The organism is Amycolatopsis pittospori (assembly GCF_013870525.1).
Taxonomy (GTDB): domain Bacteria; phylum Actinomycetota; class Actinomycetes; order Mycobacteriales; family Pseudonocardiaceae; genus Amycolatopsis; species Amycolatopsis pittospori.
Window position 1 is genome coordinate 131,856 of record NZ_JACBXD010000008.1, and the last position, 15,270, is coordinate 147,125.

At 66.5% G+C, this 15,270-nt stretch carries 14 protein-coding genes; 6 read left to right on the forward strand and 8 right to left on the reverse strand.

What is annotated here, in order from left to right; genetic code table 11:
• Positions 1–369: 369 nt before the first annotated feature.
• On the reverse strand, positions 370–927 hold the full coding sequence (locus tag H5J31_RS06840) for an ImmA/IrrE family metallo-endopeptidase (RefSeq protein WP_181771607.1): 558 nt from the start codon (positions 925–927) through the stop codon (positions 370–372).
• A 799-nt stretch (positions 928–1,726) separates the two neighbouring features.
• Between H5J31_RS06840 and H5J31_RS06850 the strand changes: the two genes are divergently transcribed.
• The 3 genes from H5J31_RS06850 to H5J31_RS06860 are packed head-to-tail and all read left to right on the forward strand — an operon-like array spanning position 1,727 to position 3,813.
• Positions 1,727–2,746 (forward strand): nucleotidyltransferase family protein, encoded by a 1,020-nt coding sequence (locus H5J31_RS06850; RefSeq protein ID WP_181771608.1) that lies wholly within the window; start codon positions 1,727–1,729, stop codon positions 2,744–2,746.
• Positions 2,743–3,213: a hypothetical protein gene (locus H5J31_RS06855; RefSeq protein ID WP_181771609.1), complete on the forward strand. Its 471-nt coding sequence runs from the start codon at positions 2,743–2,745 to the stop codon at positions 3,211–3,213. The genes H5J31_RS06850 and H5J31_RS06855 overlap by 4 nt, the downstream gene beginning before the upstream one ends.
• Before the next feature lie 15 nt (positions 3,214–3,228).
• Positions 3,229–3,813: a hypothetical protein gene (locus H5J31_RS06860; RefSeq protein ID WP_181771610.1), complete on the forward strand. Its 585-nt coding sequence runs from the start codon at positions 3,229–3,231 to the stop codon at positions 3,811–3,813.
• 399 nt (positions 3,814–4,212) lie between these two features.
• On the opposite strand, the gene H5J31_RS06865 is transcribed toward H5J31_RS06860, so the two are convergent.
• Positions 4,213–4,482 carry a hypothetical protein gene (locus H5J31_RS06865; RefSeq protein ID WP_181771611.1) on the reverse strand — a complete coding sequence of 90 codons (270 nt, stop codon included), beginning with the start codon at positions 4,480–4,482 and terminating at the stop codon, positions 4,213–4,215.
• Positions 4,483–4,816: 334 nt separating this feature from the next.
• Positions 4,817–5,356, reverse strand: coding sequence for a helix-turn-helix domain-containing protein (locus H5J31_RS06870; RefSeq protein WP_207897621.1), 540 nt, complete (start codon positions 5,354–5,356; stop codon positions 4,817–4,819).
• Between the two features lie 232 nt (positions 5,357–5,588).
• Here H5J31_RS06870 and H5J31_RS06875 point away from each other — a divergent pair, with 232 nt between their 5' ends.
• Complete coding sequence (locus H5J31_RS06875) at positions 5,589–6,695, forward strand: alpha/beta hydrolase family protein (protein ID WP_328701398.1); 1,107 nt, start codon at positions 5,589–5,591, stop codon at positions 6,693–6,695.
• A 45-nt stretch (positions 6,696–6,740) separates the two neighbouring features.
• Here H5J31_RS06875 and H5J31_RS06880 read toward each other — a convergent pair whose 3' ends face one another.
• Together H5J31_RS06880 and H5J31_RS06885 are read right to left on the reverse strand one after the other, a co-directional pair.
• Positions 6,741–7,358 (reverse strand): ATP-binding protein, encoded by a 618-nt coding sequence (locus H5J31_RS06880; protein ID WP_328701399.1) that lies wholly within the window; start codon positions 7,356–7,358, stop codon positions 6,741–6,743.
• A 363-nt stretch (positions 7,359–7,721) separates the two neighbouring features.
• Positions 7,722–8,459, reverse strand: a complete 738-nt coding sequence (locus H5J31_RS06885; protein ID WP_181771614.1) for a GAF and ANTAR domain-containing protein — start codon at positions 8,457–8,459, stop codon at positions 7,722–7,724.
• 742 nt (positions 8,460–9,201) lie between these two features.
• On the opposite strand from H5J31_RS06885, the gene H5J31_RS06890 reads away from it, so the two are divergent.
• Complete coding sequence (locus tag H5J31_RS06890; RefSeq protein WP_181771615.1) at positions 9,202–9,513, forward strand: hypothetical protein; 312 nt, start codon at positions 9,202–9,204, stop codon at positions 9,511–9,513.
• A 76-nt stretch (positions 9,514–9,589) separates the two neighbouring features.
• On the opposite strand, the gene H5J31_RS06895 is transcribed toward H5J31_RS06890, so the two are convergent.
• Positions 9,590–12,403 (reverse strand): helix-turn-helix transcriptional regulator, encoded by a 2,814-nt coding sequence (locus H5J31_RS06895; protein WP_181771616.1) that lies wholly within the window; start codon positions 12,401–12,403, stop codon positions 9,590–9,592.
• A gap of 380 nt (positions 12,404–12,783) precedes the next feature.
• Here H5J31_RS06895 and H5J31_RS06900 point away from each other — a divergent pair, with 380 nt between their 5' ends.
• Entirely contained in the window at positions 12,784–13,452 is a 669-nt protein-coding gene (locus tag H5J31_RS06900; RefSeq protein ID WP_181771617.1) for an O-methyltransferase, read from the forward strand.
• Between the two features lie 143 nt (positions 13,453–13,595).
• Here H5J31_RS06900 and H5J31_RS06905 read toward each other — a convergent pair whose 3' ends face one another.
• Entirely contained in the window at positions 13,596–14,696 is a 1,101-nt protein-coding gene (locus H5J31_RS06905; protein WP_181771618.1) for an HAD-IIIC family phosphatase, read from the reverse strand.
• Positions 14,697–14,720: 24 nt separating this feature from the next.
• On the reverse strand, positions 14,721–15,270 hold a 550-nt coding region (locus H5J31_RS06910), incomplete at its 5' end, for an acyl-CoA dehydrogenase family protein (RefSeq protein ID WP_268879359.1).

Consider the following 15,270-nt stretch of genomic DNA (forward strand, 5'->3'; position numbering starts at 1 on the left):
CGTGTTGGCCTGTGAGTCGAGGAACCGGTCGGTAGCGTTACATCGCACGTCACGAGTCCGTGACGGTGCCCGACTCTGCGCCGCTACCGGCACGATCGCAGATCACACACTTGACCAACAGTAAATTATTTTCGCACTGCAGGTGCCTGACATCGGCTGGTGTACGCCGTGGCGTACCGGAACTCGCACCTTCTTACACCGAAAGTAGACAGGATGTTCCAGATTTGCCGGATTAACCGAGCAAGAGCGCTGTGGTTAGCGAGCAAGATCGTCCTCGGGCACGTTACCCGCACGGGGAGAGACGGTCCTCATGACCGCCTCTTTTCTGTTGTTGTAGAGGACTGGCAGACAGAGGTCAGCGAAATCGGATCAAACCGACTTGGTCTTGATTTGCCGTGCGACGCCTGTGGAGTTGTAGCGGTATCGAGCCATCTCCAGGGTGACGTTGTACTGCTTAGCGATTTCGTCGGGGCCCCAGCCCCGATAAGCGGCGGCGGTGAGCAGTGGACGGGGAAGCAGGAGGGTGCCACCAAAAGCGGTGGCCTGCTCTTCTTCGTCCGGTTTGCAGGTCCGAAACGGGATGCCGTCGATCTCGCGCACTTCAGACAGTCGGTGATCGAGCAGGCGATGCGAGACCTCGTGCGCGACATCGCTGGTAAGCCGGCCCGGAGTCCGGATGGGGTTCGACACGATGAAGAAGCGGCCTGCGAGTTCGAATGTCGCTGCTGAAAAGGCGAAGGCCTGAATGCGCTCGAGTTCGTGAAGGCGTTCGATGTCGACGAGCTTGTCCGCGCTCACTACTTTCATCTGCAGGTGTTCAGCAAGCTCGTTGATATCCACGGCAGCGTTGCCGGAGAGCCCCATTTCCTTGCGCAGCCGTGCGGCTTCGCGTTCTGCGTTGGCCTTAAAACCGCGAGGCAGGCTCACAGGTCACCCGCCTCGGCGAGCCGCTGGAGCCCAGCATGCATGTCGACCAAGAGCTGTCCCAGTCGGTCCGGCACTCCAGGGCGCATGGTGGGTGCAGCCCTGAGGTGACATGCAATGAGGGCCTTTGGCGGCTGGGCCTCTTCTGCCAGTGCGTCATACATCTGGCGGATCACGGACGCGATGCTGGACGCGGCGTCCGGCTTGAGTCGTGGGTCGGCTTTCAGGTGCGAGATCGCTTCTTCTAGCGGGGTCTCCCTGCGCTGAGTTACTGGCGTGAAGAAGCGACTGGGAGGGATACCGATCCAAGCGCAGATCGCCGTGAAGGACGCGAGGTCTGGCTGCGCACCAGCCTCGACGCGGGAGAGGGTGCTGAAGCTGACACCTGCGTCGGCGGCGGCTTGCCGGAGAGATTGTTTCCCGCGGTGCTGCCGGACCAGAGGGCCGAGTTGCGCGACATTCAGTCGTTCGGGAGGAGTCGCTGCCTGCTCGCCGGGACTAGCCACGTGGATTTTGCGCGCGCGTGGATGTCATGGCGAGATTATAGAGCACAAACGCAGCTTTGGTGCAACACGAACGGGTCGAAGTTTGACCTTGCTTGACGCCACCTCTACGTGTCACCATGAGCCTGTTAGATCGTTAGTGACGCTTTACTGAAACAATATGAATGATGCGCTGGCCGACCAAGACCGGCGCCACCGCAAGATCCGAACCTTCATCGATGGCCGCCGATCTGCGGCCCACCCAGCCCCCGAATGGGTGTCACAGCGCCCCCGGCGCCCAACCCCGAGTGAGTCAACCAATGAGCTACACCGAAGAAGTGCTCGACGAGGTCCGCGGCCAGACCGACGCGCACAAGGAGCCGTTGGCCGAGGCGCGGACCCGGCTGGACCTGGTCCGCTCCGCGGCCGAGACGTTTCCGGGAGCGCTCCGGACCTACCGCAGCGGCTCACTGCCGCAACACACCTTCATCCACCCGGTCGGTGACGGCGACGGCGGAGTCGTACTCGACCGCCGCGTCTACCCGAAAATCGGCCCCGACGGCGAGTCTCCGTCCAAGATCGCCGAAGACATCTGTGCGCTGCTCGGCCCCGCCGTGCGGGAGGTGTACCCGAAGGCCCGCTGCGGCACCTCGAAGCGCGGCCCGAAGCTCTCGTTCGGTCAACCCATCGACGGCCAGGACCCCACCGTGGACCTGGTCGTTGCGCTGCCCCGCAAGACGGGCGGAGGCCTGTGGATCCCGAACCTCAAGACCAACACCTGGGAGGCGTCCGATCCCGAACGCCACGTCGAGCTGTTCACCGCCGGCAGCCAGTCGCTGCGCCGCACCCGGCGCCGCGTGGTCCGTCTGCTGAAGGCGTGGAACAAGCAGTACAACCAGCCCGGCTTCTCCTCCCACAACCTCACCGTCTGGGCCTGGGAATTCGTCCAGCCGGGGATGGGTATTGCGACGGCGTTGAGTGCAGTGCTGACCAGCGCCGCTGCCCGGGTCGAAGGTGGCCGCGCGACACCCGACCCCGCGGGCGTTTCACCCAACGTGAAGCTGCTGGTGTCGCGCGACGTCGCGGCCAAGCGGCTCCGCGCGGCCGCCGACGGGCTCACCGAAGCCCTCGAGCACGACGACGACCGGGAAGCTGTGCTCACCGCCTTGTCCAAGGTCTTCTACAACTACGTCGAGAACCCTGTGTCCAGCGGCTTGGCGGGGAAGATCGCAGCCCTGCGCCGGAACATCCCGGTGGCCACGGCCACGCTCGGTCTCGGCGGCCCGTCGACCCTGATCCGGCCGACCCGAGCCTACGGCACCGCTGAGTCCCGGGAGTGAAGAGCGCAGCAGCGTGGCGGGCGCCGCCTTGGTACGCCAAGCCAGCGCCTCGGCTCCTGTTCCAGCGTCGGCTCGCCGCGTGCGGCCTACCGGTGCAGGTGGTGCGGCCGCCGCGACGCCATCGCGGCGGGTTCGCAGTCGCCGTCCAGGCGCGGGTTGCCGATCTACCGGCGCAGACGGTCACAGTGGTTTTCGGCCGCGCCGAACCCCACGTCCCGCACGTCTACACGGACCTGCCCTCGGGCTCCCCGCACCGGTACACCGACGGGGCCCTCTGCATGTGGTACCCCGGTGACCCGGCGGATCAACGCTGGGTCCTCCGGGACGGCCCGGTGGTGCTCCTCGGACACGTTATCGCCCACCTCCTGCGCGAAGAATGGTGGCAGCACACCGGCGAGTGGCCTGGTGACGAAGCAGCGCACCTGTCCATCTCCGGCACCGACGACACCAGTACGCAGGCCGCATGACGGATAATCGGGGGCGTGACGAGCCCCGCCAGTGCGCCCACCAGCACGGTGACCGCCCCGAGCGGCGGAACGACCGCGCTCGGCGGCACCAGCGTGGCGGTGGCCGCGGTCTTGTCCGGAGCGTTCCTCGCGGCTCTCGTCACGGCGGTGATCGCCATCTGGCTGGCGCGCAGAAAGACACGGGAGGAGGAACGCAACCGGCTTCGGGCGGCGTTTGCCGAAGCCTTCGCGGCATACCAGGCTTACAAGGAATTCCCGTATGCCATCCGCCGCCGTCGCGTCGACGCACCCGGCGAAGAACGAGTCAGGCTGTCCGAGGCGCTTCGCTCTGTACAAGCCGACCTCGCGTATCACCAAGCCTGGACCGTCATCGAGTCTGAACAGGTCGGCAGTGCCTTTACGGAGCTGGTCAAGCAGGTTCGCGCGACCGCTGGGACGGCTATGCATGAAGCGTGGAACGCGCCGGCGAACGACACAGACAGCGCGATGAACATCCCGCCGTCGCTTGTCGACCTTGGGGAGTTGACGACGCACGAGACCGTGTACATCGACGCTGTACGTGCCCACCTTCGGCGGCTGGCTCCATGGTGGGCGAGATGATGAGCCCTTCGTCTTGCGCCGCCTGCGATTTCTTTCAGCGAAATGGATCGAAGCCGAACTACCTCCGCCCAGCGCAGCTCGGACTTGATGTCGTTCGCTGACTGGTCAGATTGCTCCTGCAGGATTATAAACGGTTCGTTCCTAGGCTGGGTCCGAAAAGTGAGACCGCGCCGGTCAGATTGACGGCTCATCTGTAGTCGGAGTCTGAGGCCGCCGGTGTCGAGCAGGCTGCGGGGGTGATCTAGTTGGTCAGGTTGCAAAAGCTGGCGCGGGCCGCGGCAGACGCTTCGCACCACTGCGACGTCACGGTCTGGCGACGAAGATTCGCATCGCGTAATAGCGTTCCTGCCCTGCTGGACTCCATAGTCCGGCAGGGCAACTCAGTTTTCCGGCAGCACGTCAACCGAGCTTGAGTGTTGTATTTAGCGTGCAAGTCTCCCCTCGGACACACGCATTAACCCTACGGGGTGGGCGGATGGTCACATCGACCGTCCGCTCTTTTGCGTTATAGACCATCTCCAGGCCGATCTCGCCGTAGAGCTTCTGCAGTCTCCTCGGACTCGCGTTCCCGACCTGCCTTCCCAGCTCGCCGAACGCGTCGACCATCCCTTCGAGTTCGGCTCTGCCGATCGACTCTTCAGCCGGAGCCCGCGCGAGATCCTCCTCCATGATGGTCTATCGGTGTGGGCGGCGCGCAGACTCCCATGGGCAGGGGCGGGAATGGCGTGGGAGAAGGCCCGCGAACCGGGCATCGTGATCGCCGATCGTGCTCGTGTACCGGCCATGTCCTTCCTCACCTCCGCGCGGGGCCCGCCGCACGGAGGCTCGGCGCTCAACGAGACCGGGCGCGGCCCAGACATTGCCTGCCTGATCCGATTCTCGATGGTGCGGTGGGGCTGCTCGACTTGTTCAAGGTGGCCGGCGGTGGAAGAACCGGTACGGCCGAGAAGTGGCTTCCGTCGCCGGAGGACACCGCGAAACTGTGGAAACTTGCGGGCTGCCCTCACTCGGGCGCGTCGCCGGCTGGTTCCTCGCTGGGGAAGAGGACCGGGCTGAGCAGGTAGCGCGTGCGGCCCGGCGTCTGTTCGTTGGCGAGCATCGGTGCGATGGCGGCCCGCATCCCGCTGATCATCTCCAGCAGTTCGTCGCGGTCGAGCCAGACGGCGTGTTGCCGGTAGCCGACCAGGTCTTCGACCGGATCGGAGCCCTCTCGGTCGAGATAGGCGTTGAACTCGGCGACCAGGGCGGCGACCGCGGTGGCGAACCCGCGGCGGTGGTCTTCGGGGGAGAGCGACGCGACGAGGGCGGGGTCGATCGCGGCGCGGTCTTGACGGAGCCGGTAGGTCCGTTCGACGGCGCCGCGGACGCGGTGTTCCTCCACGACTTCGAGGATGCCGCCGGTGGCGAGAAGGTCGACGTGCCGGTAGACGGTCGCCTTCGAGATGTCGGGGAGCAGTGCGCACAGCTGTGCCGTCGTGAGAGCTCGCTCGCCGCGCATCGCGTGCACGACCCTCAACCGGCCCGGGTGTCCTAACAGCTCCATCACGTCCACGGCCAAACAATCTCATAAGCTGATACCATTCGCAAAACATGAGAACGTTGGGGGTGTCATGGTGTCGACGGATCCGAGCGCGATGGCGATGACCGTTGTGCGGAACGTGCGAAACGGACGATTCGGTGAGGTTGAAGCTCAATTCTCTCCAGCGCTCAAGGCGGCCGTGACCGCCAAAACGCTGAAGAACGCCTGGTTGGGTGAAGTCTGCCAGCGAGGATCGGTGACCGCTTTCGGGGAACCGGTCGCCGATCCGGCGGGGCCGGGTCTTACCCGGGTTCAGGTCCCGGTGTTCTGCAGTCAGGGTGGCTTCACCGTCGTCATGGTCGTCGACGACGCGGGTGCTCTCGCGGGCGTTCGATTCGCCACCGCCGCGGTGTGGACACCGCCGGACTACGCGGACGAGAAGGAGTTCGCCGAGCACGAGATCACCGTGCGGGCGCAACCCGGTCCCGTCGGTGGGACCTTGACCTTGCCGCGAGGCCCCGGCCCGTGGCCGGGTGTGGTGCTGCTCAGCGGTGGTGGGATCTTCGACCGTGACGGGACGGCAGGGCCGAACAAACCGCTCAAGGATCTGGCATGGGGCCTGGCTTCCCGTGGCGTAGCGGTGCTGCGGTTCGACAAAGTGACTCATTCCCGCCCGGAGTTGGCCCAGACCGCCGGCTTCACGATGACGACCGAGTACGTTCCGCACGCCGTCGCCGCCATCCGGTTCCTTCAACGGCAACTCGCCGTCGATTCCAGGAGGGTCTTCGTCGTCGGGCACAGTATGGGCGGGAAAGTCGCGCCGAGAGTCGCGGCCGCGGAGCCCTCCGTCGCCGGTCTGGTGCTCTTGGCCGCTGATGCCGAACCGATGCACCAGGCCGCCGTCCGCGTGGTCCGGAAGCTGGCCGCCCTCGATCCCGGTGTGGGAACCGACGCGCTCGTCGAAACGATCACCCGACAGGCGGAGGTGGTGGCCGGTCCTTCTCTGTCACAGTCGACGCCGACGGAAGACCTTCTGTTCGGCTTTCCGGCGTCCTATTGGCTCGATCTGCGAGGGTACGACCCGGTCGCGGCAGCGGCGGTCCTGGACCTGCCGATGCTGCTGCTGCAGGGTGGGCGCGACTACCAGGTCACCATCGAGGACGACCTGGCGCGCTGGCAGACGGGCCTTGCGGGACGGCCGGATGTCACCGTCCGCGTCCACGAGGCGGCCGACCACCTCTTTTTCCCCGGCGCCGGGCCGTCCAGTCCGTCGGACTACGAGCACCCGCACCACGTCGACCCGGCTGTCGTCGGCGACATCGCGACGTGGGTGACCGAAAGGGAAAGCGCGAGGAATCCGTAAGACCGGCCGCGCTTTTCTTGCCAGGGACCCTTCCTGGATTCGCCGTCACGCCTGGGCCGTGCGCCACGACGACAGGCCACTGAAATCTGCCCACGGGTACCGTTTCCACACGCCTCTACTTCTTTGTGGATTGATCATGTCCGAAAACCCGGACGGTCCTGGAAAATCGCCGTGCTCGTCACCGGTGGGGCGGGCGGTGTTCAGGCCCACCGATCGTGGTCCGACTCCGTTCTCACCGCTGGTCGGTGGGTTTGACGGTGCCGCTGTCGCCGATGCCGGTCCTGAGCGGGTGTGGTGTTCCGGGGCCGGTCGATCCAGGAGGATTTCCGCCCAGGTGGTTTTGCTCTGGGGTGTGCTGGTTACGCCCCAGGTGGTGGCCACTGCTGTGACCAGCAGCAGGCCTCGGCCGCCTGGTTTCGAGGTTGCCCCGTCTTGGAGATCGCGGAGGTGGGGCAGGAGGGTTGGCGAGGCGTCGTCGACTTCTAGGCGGATGACCGGTCTGTCGGCGGGTAGCCGGAGGCGGAAGGCGCGTGGGCCTGCGGCGTGCAGGTAGGCGTTGGTGACGAGTTCGGTCGCCAGCAGTTCGGCGTCCTGAACGGTGGTCTTCGGCAGGTGTGCCAGCCGGACCCGGACCCAGGTCCGGACCGGTGCCAGCGGTGGCACGCCGGGAAGCGGCGGAAACCGGTAATCGTGTTCTGCGTCGATGCGCGCAGTTCTCCCCTCAGCGGTTTCCCCCGCCTAGGGTTAGAGCGCGGACGCATCAGGGACGTACCCCGGCATGGTGGTGTTCACACCACGGTCACCGATCGCAACGCCGGGCGGAGGACTCGATGAGCGTTTCGGCGGCGAAGTTCACGGACGTGCAGTGCTGTGGGCCTGCCGGGACGACCACCGACAACGTCGTGTGCTTCCTCGACGGCGTCCGGAGCGGGGCGCTACTTCCGGGCCGGGAACTCAGTCCGCGTCGCACGCGGGGGAAGTCGGGCAGGAACAGGGGCCGGCGGGCCGGGTCGGTGGCGGGGTCCATCAGAGTGCCGGCCCGAAGTGAGCGGGGATTGATCCCTGAGCGACTTGAGCGGCGAGGTCGCTGAGTTTGCGCTGGTTGTCGCGGGAGTGACTGCGCAGCCGGCTGAAAGCCTCGTCGACGGTGATCTGACAGTGCGCCGCGAGGAACCCTTTGGCCTGTTCGATCACGATGCGGCTGTCGAGCGCGGTCTGGAGCTGGTCGATGATCGCGTCCTTGCCGAGTAGGACGCGCCGCTGCCGCAGGCAGACGACGGCGGCGTCGGCCAGCGTCTGTGCCAGGCGCAGGTCATGTCGGGTGGGCATCGATGGCGCCGAGATCATCAGGTTGAGTGCACCGATGACGGTGTCGGCATCACGCAAGGGTACGGCGGCGACGCTCGTGATACCCGCGCGTAGTGCCCGCGGCGTGAACCGGGGCCAGCGCGGCGGGGGCGAGTCGCTCGGGCGCAACGTAGTCGGGGTGAGGGCTGTCCCGGTTCGGGCACTGTCCACGCAGGGACCTTCGCCCAGTTCGATCTGGTCTTCCTCGAGCCGTCGGCACACCTCGTCGGACGCGGTCACGTAGTCGACCTGACCGTACTCGTCCAGAATGGTGATCCCCGCAGACCGGACGGGTAGCAGGGCGACCACATGCGTGGTCAGATCATGCAACATTTCCAGCGGGTCGAAATCGTTCCCGCGGTCGGCCAGGCTGAGCACAGCCTCGGCGACAACGAATTCACGTTCGGTGGTAGGCATCGGAGCCACCCGTCAACTGGGCTCCCGAACCGCGAGGTGCCGAGAAACCAGCCATCGGCGAACTCAGGAGTAAATCAACCCGCAGGGGAGCACGGCATGCTCGCTGGCAGGTATACGGCTCGCCTCAATCTGGGGTGGCCCGCCTCGAGACCGCATCCCGGCCGATTCCGAACGGCCTGCACGCTCTCACGATTCACTGCCCATCTTAGCGCGTTCTCGCAACGGAAATCGGAAAAGCGCGCACCCGTTCGCCGAGGATCGATGCCGAGGCAGGAGGGCTTGCCGTTCTCGGCCTCGAGCCCGCCGACGGTCCGGAGCGCCGATGTTCGTCTGGCCGAACAAGATCATGAAACGTTGGAGGAAACCCGATGTCCCGGGGGGAGGGCCGCCGTACGTTCTGCGCCGCTTCTGCGGCGTGACACGGACACGATCGGGTTAACCTGGCATAACCCGGCCCTGGGCCGCCGCCGTCGAGATAACCCTTTGCACCTAAGGGAATTCAGGCACCCCTGAGCGATTGCAGGCTCCGCGCCTGCCATGAACGCTGGTTGCGTTCCCTCGCGACCGGTGCGACGGTACGCGCCGACAGCCGACCGTCCCGGTTCCAACACCGGTACCGGGGCCGTCACCGCTCCAGACCGTGGCGGGTCACACCGGAACCCGTCTCGTCAGGAGCCCCGTCATGCACAGAGCCGCCTTCGCGGACTTGTCGTCTTCCCCGAGCATCCGGCGTATCCGTGCAATGCATTTGCCGCGGTCGGTGCGGTTCTACCTCGCCGTGGGCTGCGAAGTCCGCCGGTCCGGCGACGGGTGGGTGCAGCTGCGTAACAGTGACACCGTGTTCATGCTCGAACGCGACGGCGTCATCGGTTGCCCGGGAAACGACGCCCCTGAATTGAGCGCGGGCAATCTCCTGCATCTGTGCCGCCGCCTCTGGGCGGCCAGTATCGACACCAGCCCGATCAGCTACCCCGCCTGCGCGCCAGGTGGCCGGATCACCACCCATGATCCCGATCTGCATCCCGTCTCCATCAGCCAAACGGAGAGCCGATAGTCACCACCGTTTCCATCAAACCTGTGCGCCACCAACGCGGGCACGGTGGACGAGCTTGTCCGCGCGTAGGGCGTCCTCAGCTGGCGACCTCCGCCCGGCACAGCGAGGTGACCGTCGCGGTATGGCCGGACCGTCGCTGCAGCGGCAATCCCGCCGGCAGATCCGCGCGGCTGTTCACCCGCAGCTTCCGGTAGACCTTGGTGAGATGCTGTTCGACGGTGCTGATGGTGATGCCCAGTCTCCGGCTGATGGCCCGGTTGGAGTTCCCGAGCGCGGCGAGCGAGGCCACCCGCCATTCGGCCTTGCTCAGTGAGGAGAGTTCGTCGGGCCCCAAAACCGGCTTCTCGCCGACGGCGGTCGCGTTCCGGCTGGCGAGCAGCTGTTGATGCAGGATGTCCGCCTGGCAGGCCCTGGCCAGTTCGATGGCCTGTGTGGAGAATTCGTGCGCTTGGGAGAACTCGCTTCTGGTGCGGTGGGCGGCGCCCAACTCGGCCAGCGCCGCCGCCAGCTCCAGCCGGTCGCCGGAGGCACGCAGCAGCTCGACGGACTCCCGCAGCCGGGGTAGCCGTTGGTCTTCACCGCCGGCGACCGCCAGGAACCGCAGCGAGGTTCCCCTGGTGCGGCTGCCGGCGCCGGGTAACGCCAGCTGGTCGGTCAGAAGCTGAGCGGCTTTTCCCGGCCGGTTCTGCAGTAGGAGTGCCTTGGCCAGACCGGTGCGCCACGGGGCCAGGGCAGGATGGTCGATCTCCCAGTGCCGCATCAGGGCCCCGCACTGGTGAAAGTCATTCAGCGCGACGTCGATCCGGCCCGTGGCCAGGAAGAACTGACCACGGGCGAAGAGGTACTGCGGTCCGAGCCAGGTTTTGAACATGCTTTCCGGCATGGAGCGCTTGAACAGCGTGGCATCTGCGGCGAAATCACCGGAAGCCGCGGCGGACTGCAGCAGCACCGAGACCGGACCTCCGATCCAGTCGTCACCGCTCGCCGGGGTCGGTTGCCGCAACGCCGAGCGGGCGAGTTCGGCGGCCAGCAACGGATCTCCCTGCCGTAGCGCGAGTTCGGCGCGCACGGTGCTCAGCTGCGATTGCCACACCACGGCCCCCCGTCGGCTGGCCTCCTCCAACAGAAGGTCGCACAGGGGAGCCGCCTTGTCCGGGCAATCTGCGTACATCAGCGCCTGCAGCGCGCAGAGTAGGGTGTCCAGGGTCGCATCAGCGAGCGCGCAGGTCTGCAGCACATGTTCGGCGGCGTCCACAGCGGACTTGACCGGGCCTCGGTTGAGTACCGTCGTCAGCGCCGACGCGGCCCGCATCCACGGCTCGCCGGTCACCGGCTCTTCGTCCGCGACGGGCAGAACGGCCGATGCCTTCGGGAAGGCGGTGGGGTGTGAGTAGGAGAGCAGGGAGTAGGTCATCCGCAGCTGGGTCTTCCCGCAATCGTCCGGCGAACCCGGGCGGCCGAACAACAGCCCCAGGGTGTCCGCGGCCTCTTTCGCCCGCCCGTGCCAGATCAGGTACTTGATCAAGACCAGCGCGTCGCGATCGTCCAGATACCCGTCGCGGGCGGCGGCTTGCAACCTGGCGATCCGGAGATTCGCCGTGGCCGGGCGAAAACGCCACTCCACTTGGGCGAGCTGTGCGGTGAGCGAGGCGCGTTGCCGCTCATCCCCGCACTCCCGGTGCGCGAGCTCCAGACAGGACACCGCCAGTTCGGTCCGGTCGACGGCAAGCGCTTCCGCGGTGGCCTTACGAAGCTCCTCCACGGCCCAGCGCTCACGAGCCGAGTTCGCGGCGATGAGGTGCTGGGCGACCGTGGTCGCGGATTCGCCCTCCTCGTGCCGGAGTTCTGCGGCCTTTCGGTGCAGTCCCGCGAACTCGTCGGTGGACAGGCTGCTCAGCACCACCCTGCGGATCGCCAGGTGACGGAATCCGCCGTCGTGGAGCAGTCCGGCCGTACTCAGGACTTGAAGTACCTGAGCCGCGGCTTCCGCGGTCATGTCCAGCAAGCGGCCGAGCAGATGCGGGGGAGTACCGGAACCGAGCACGGCCAGCCCTTGCGCCACCCGGAGCAACCGGGGTTCCCAGCGGTGCAGACAGGAGAGCACGGCGTGCTCGAACGCGTCGCCCACCACCGGCTCGGCCTGTACGCCCGCGGGCGCGGCCCGGCCTGCCGCCAGCAGATCCTCGAGCAACGCGTGCACCAGCAGGGGATTCCCGCCACTGGCGTCGTGGCAGGCCGGCGCGAGCTGGCGCACCGCCGGGGTGTCCAGATGACGGGACAACACCTCGGCCACCCCGGTGCGGGACAACGGCGCGAGCCGCAGCCTGTTGAAGTACGGCAATCGCGCGACCTCGGTGTGGAAGGGCAGCTGCCGAGGGTGCGGCTGCTGCCATTCGTTGAGCACCACGAACAAGCGGGCCGAGCGCATCCGCCTTTGTAAATACAGCAAGGTCTCCAGCGACCAGGCATCGACGAACTGCACGTCGTCCACTCCGAGCAGCAGCGGCTGTTGCCGGGTCACCGCCAGCAGTGCGCTGGACAGCTCGTGCAGGATCCGGGCAGCGGCCGGGCCGGCCTCGTCCCGACTGTCGGACGAACGCTGTTCTTCCAACAGTGGCAACACTCTTCTGGCGTTCTCCGGCGGCAGGGTGAGCTGTCCGAACAGTTGCTCCACCACGCCGAGCCGCAGCCCTAGCTCGGCCCGCGAGCCGGTGGCGGTGAGAACGAGCGCGTCCCGTTTCGCCGCGTGGTTCGCGAAAGTGTTGAGCAGCTGGGTCTTCCCGCTGGCCACGCCACCTGTGATCAGCGCGATCTGGCCCGAGCCTCGAAGTGCGGCGGAGAATAGCTCGTCCAGCGCTTCCAGTTCTCTCCCCCGTTCGGCCAGTTCCATGCTTGCGTCCTCCAGTTCCGCTCGCTGGGTGTGTTCGGTGGGCCGAGGAGACTACTCAGTGTGTCGACGGCGTCCTGCATTTCCGACAATATGGTTGAATCTACCGTCGTTGGTGTGGTTTCGCCATGAAATATCGCATCGGCGAGCGAGTGGGCTGTGTCCGGAGAATGCGCTGCCGGGGCGCGAATCGAACCACGCAGCTCAGCTCGGTGAAGTGAATGAAGTTCGCGATCATTCGCGAAGGGTGGCGAGCGCGGCCATGGTCGTGTCGTTGAGGGAAACCATGCCTCGAAGGTGCTTTGTTAAGTCTTCGGTGGGCACGGAAAGTAGCGGCGAGCGGGCACTCGCAACGATGGGGGCGCATACCTTATTCTCGGGGTATGGCTAATCAGACCGACAGTTCTCCCGAGTTGCTGGAATATGTCCGGAGTGTGTCCCTGCGAGACGACGATATTCTCCGAGAATTGCGAAGGGAGACCGCCGAGCTCCCGATGGGTCAGGCCATGCAGGTGATGGCGGAGGAGGGGCAGTTGCTGGCCTTGCTGGCCGGGCTCGCCAACGCCGGAACCGTGGTGGAGATCGGCACGTTCACCGGCTACAGCACGTTGTGCCTGGCCAGGGCGTTGCCGCCGAGCGGGCGGGTGTTCACTTGCGACATCACCGGCCGCTGGCCCGCGATCGGCGAACCCTACTGGCGTCGGGCCGGGGTGGCGGACCGGATCGAGGTCCGGATCGGGAATGCGGTCGAGACGTTGGCCGAATTGCTCGCCGAACTGGGCCCGGAAAGCGTCGATATGGCGTTCATCGACGCCGATAAGGCGAGCTATCGGGCCTATTACGAATCCGCGTTGGAGCTGGTGAAACCGGGCGGGCTGATCGTGCTGGACAATATGCTCTTCTTCGGCAGGGTGATCGATCCCGAGATGCGGGATCCGGACACCGTTGCCGTGCGTGAGCTGAATTTGTTCCTCCGCAACGACGAGAGGGTGGAAATGTCCTTGCTCGCCGTCGCGGACGGGATCACTTTGGTGCGGAAGAGGATTCGCTGACTCGATTCGAGTTCGATTCGCGTGGTCGCGACGGTGGCGTATATTCTGCTGTTGTCACAGCGAGTGGATAATTTCTCGGATCAGGTAGCGACCGTCGTCATGAAGGTGGCTTTGCCGAAAGAAGTCGTTCGGCAAAGCCACCTTCATGACCGCGCACTCGTCGTGGTGAGGACGGTGGTCAGATCCGGGGCGGTCAACCGCATGGTCGTCGGCGCGGGCCGCGGGCCGGGGACCAGATGCAGCCGCTGTACCTCGGGTTCTTCGGCGTCACCGAGAGTGGTCGTGCAGGCGCAGGATCCCGTGTCGTATCCCGCGAACCGGTAGGCGACCTCCATGATCCGGTTTCTCTCGGTGGAACGGAAATCGGCGACCAGATGCACTCCGGCACGTGCGGCCTGATCGGTGAGCCAGTTGAGGATCACCGCCCCGGCCCCGAAGGAGACCACCCGGCAGGAAGTCGCCAGCAGCTTCAGATGCCAGACGTCCTGGCCGGTCGCCAGCAGCAGGACGCCGACCGCCCCGTGCGGGCCGAACCGGTCGGCGAGGGTGGTCACCAGCACCTCGTGGCCGGGGTCGGCCAGCAGCGCTCGCAGATCCGCGTCGGAGTAGTGGACCCCGGTGGCGTTCATCTGACTGGTGCGCAGGGTCAGTTCCTCCACGCGGGACAGTTCCTCTTCACCCGCTCTCCCGATGCGCATGTCGAGTTCCAGCGAGCGCAGGAAATCCTCGTTCGGGCCGGCGAAGGCGGCCTGTTCGGCCTCACGGCGGAAGCCGGCTTGGTACATCTGCCTCCGCCGCCGGGAGTCCACGGTGACCGTGCCGGGGCTGAACTCGGGCAGCTCGGTCAGCCCGAGCACCTGCTCGGCGGTGTAGCAGCGCACTTCGGGCAGGTGGAAGGCCACCTCGGCGCGTTCGGCCGGCTGGTCGTCGACGAAGGCGATGGTGCTGTACTTGAACTTCAGCGTGTCGGCGATGTGCCGGACCGAATCCGACTTCGGCCCCCAGCCGATCCGCGGCAACACGAAGTACTCGGCCAGCCCGAGCTCGGTCAGTCTCGCCAGCGCCAGGTCCGCGTCGTTCTTGCTGGACACCGACTGCAGGATGCCACGCGAGTCGAGTTCGGCGATCAGCTCCCGCACCCCGTCGGCCGGCTCGGCCGGGCCGCCCTCCAGCAGGGTGCCCTGCCACAGGGTGTTGTCGAGATCCCAGACCAGGCACTTCACCAGTGGTGGTTGTTCGGACACGATGCTCCTCCGGTTTCGCGGTGATCAGTCCGAGACGGCGAGGGCGTGTTCGGCCAGCAGCAGCTGGCAGATCTCGTTGCTGCCCTCGATGATTTCCATGAGTTTCGCGTCGCGGTAGGCACGCGCGGCGACATGTCCGTCCGAGGCGGCCGCCGAGGCCAGCACCTGGACGGCCGAAGCCGCGCCGCGTGCGGCGTTGACCGCTCCGACGTGTTTGGCCAGCACCGTGGCGATCACCAGATCCGGTGAGCGCGCATCCCAGCTCCGGCTCGCCCGCTCGCAGGCCAGCTCCGCGGTCCGCTCGGCGGTGAGCAATTCGGCGAGATGCCGGGAGATCAGCTGGTGCTCGGCGATCGGTTTGCCGAACTGCACCCGCTTCCTGGCGTGGGCGGCCGCGGCGTTGCGGCAGGCGCGCAGGATGCCGACACAGCCCCAGGCCACCGAGAACCGGCCGTAGGCGAGCGCGGTGGTGAGCAGCAGCCCCGGTGAAAGCCCGCCGCCGCCGAGCAACGCGCTCGACGGCAGCCGCACCGAGTTCAGCCGCACATCGGCGTGCCCGGCGGCGCGGCAGCCG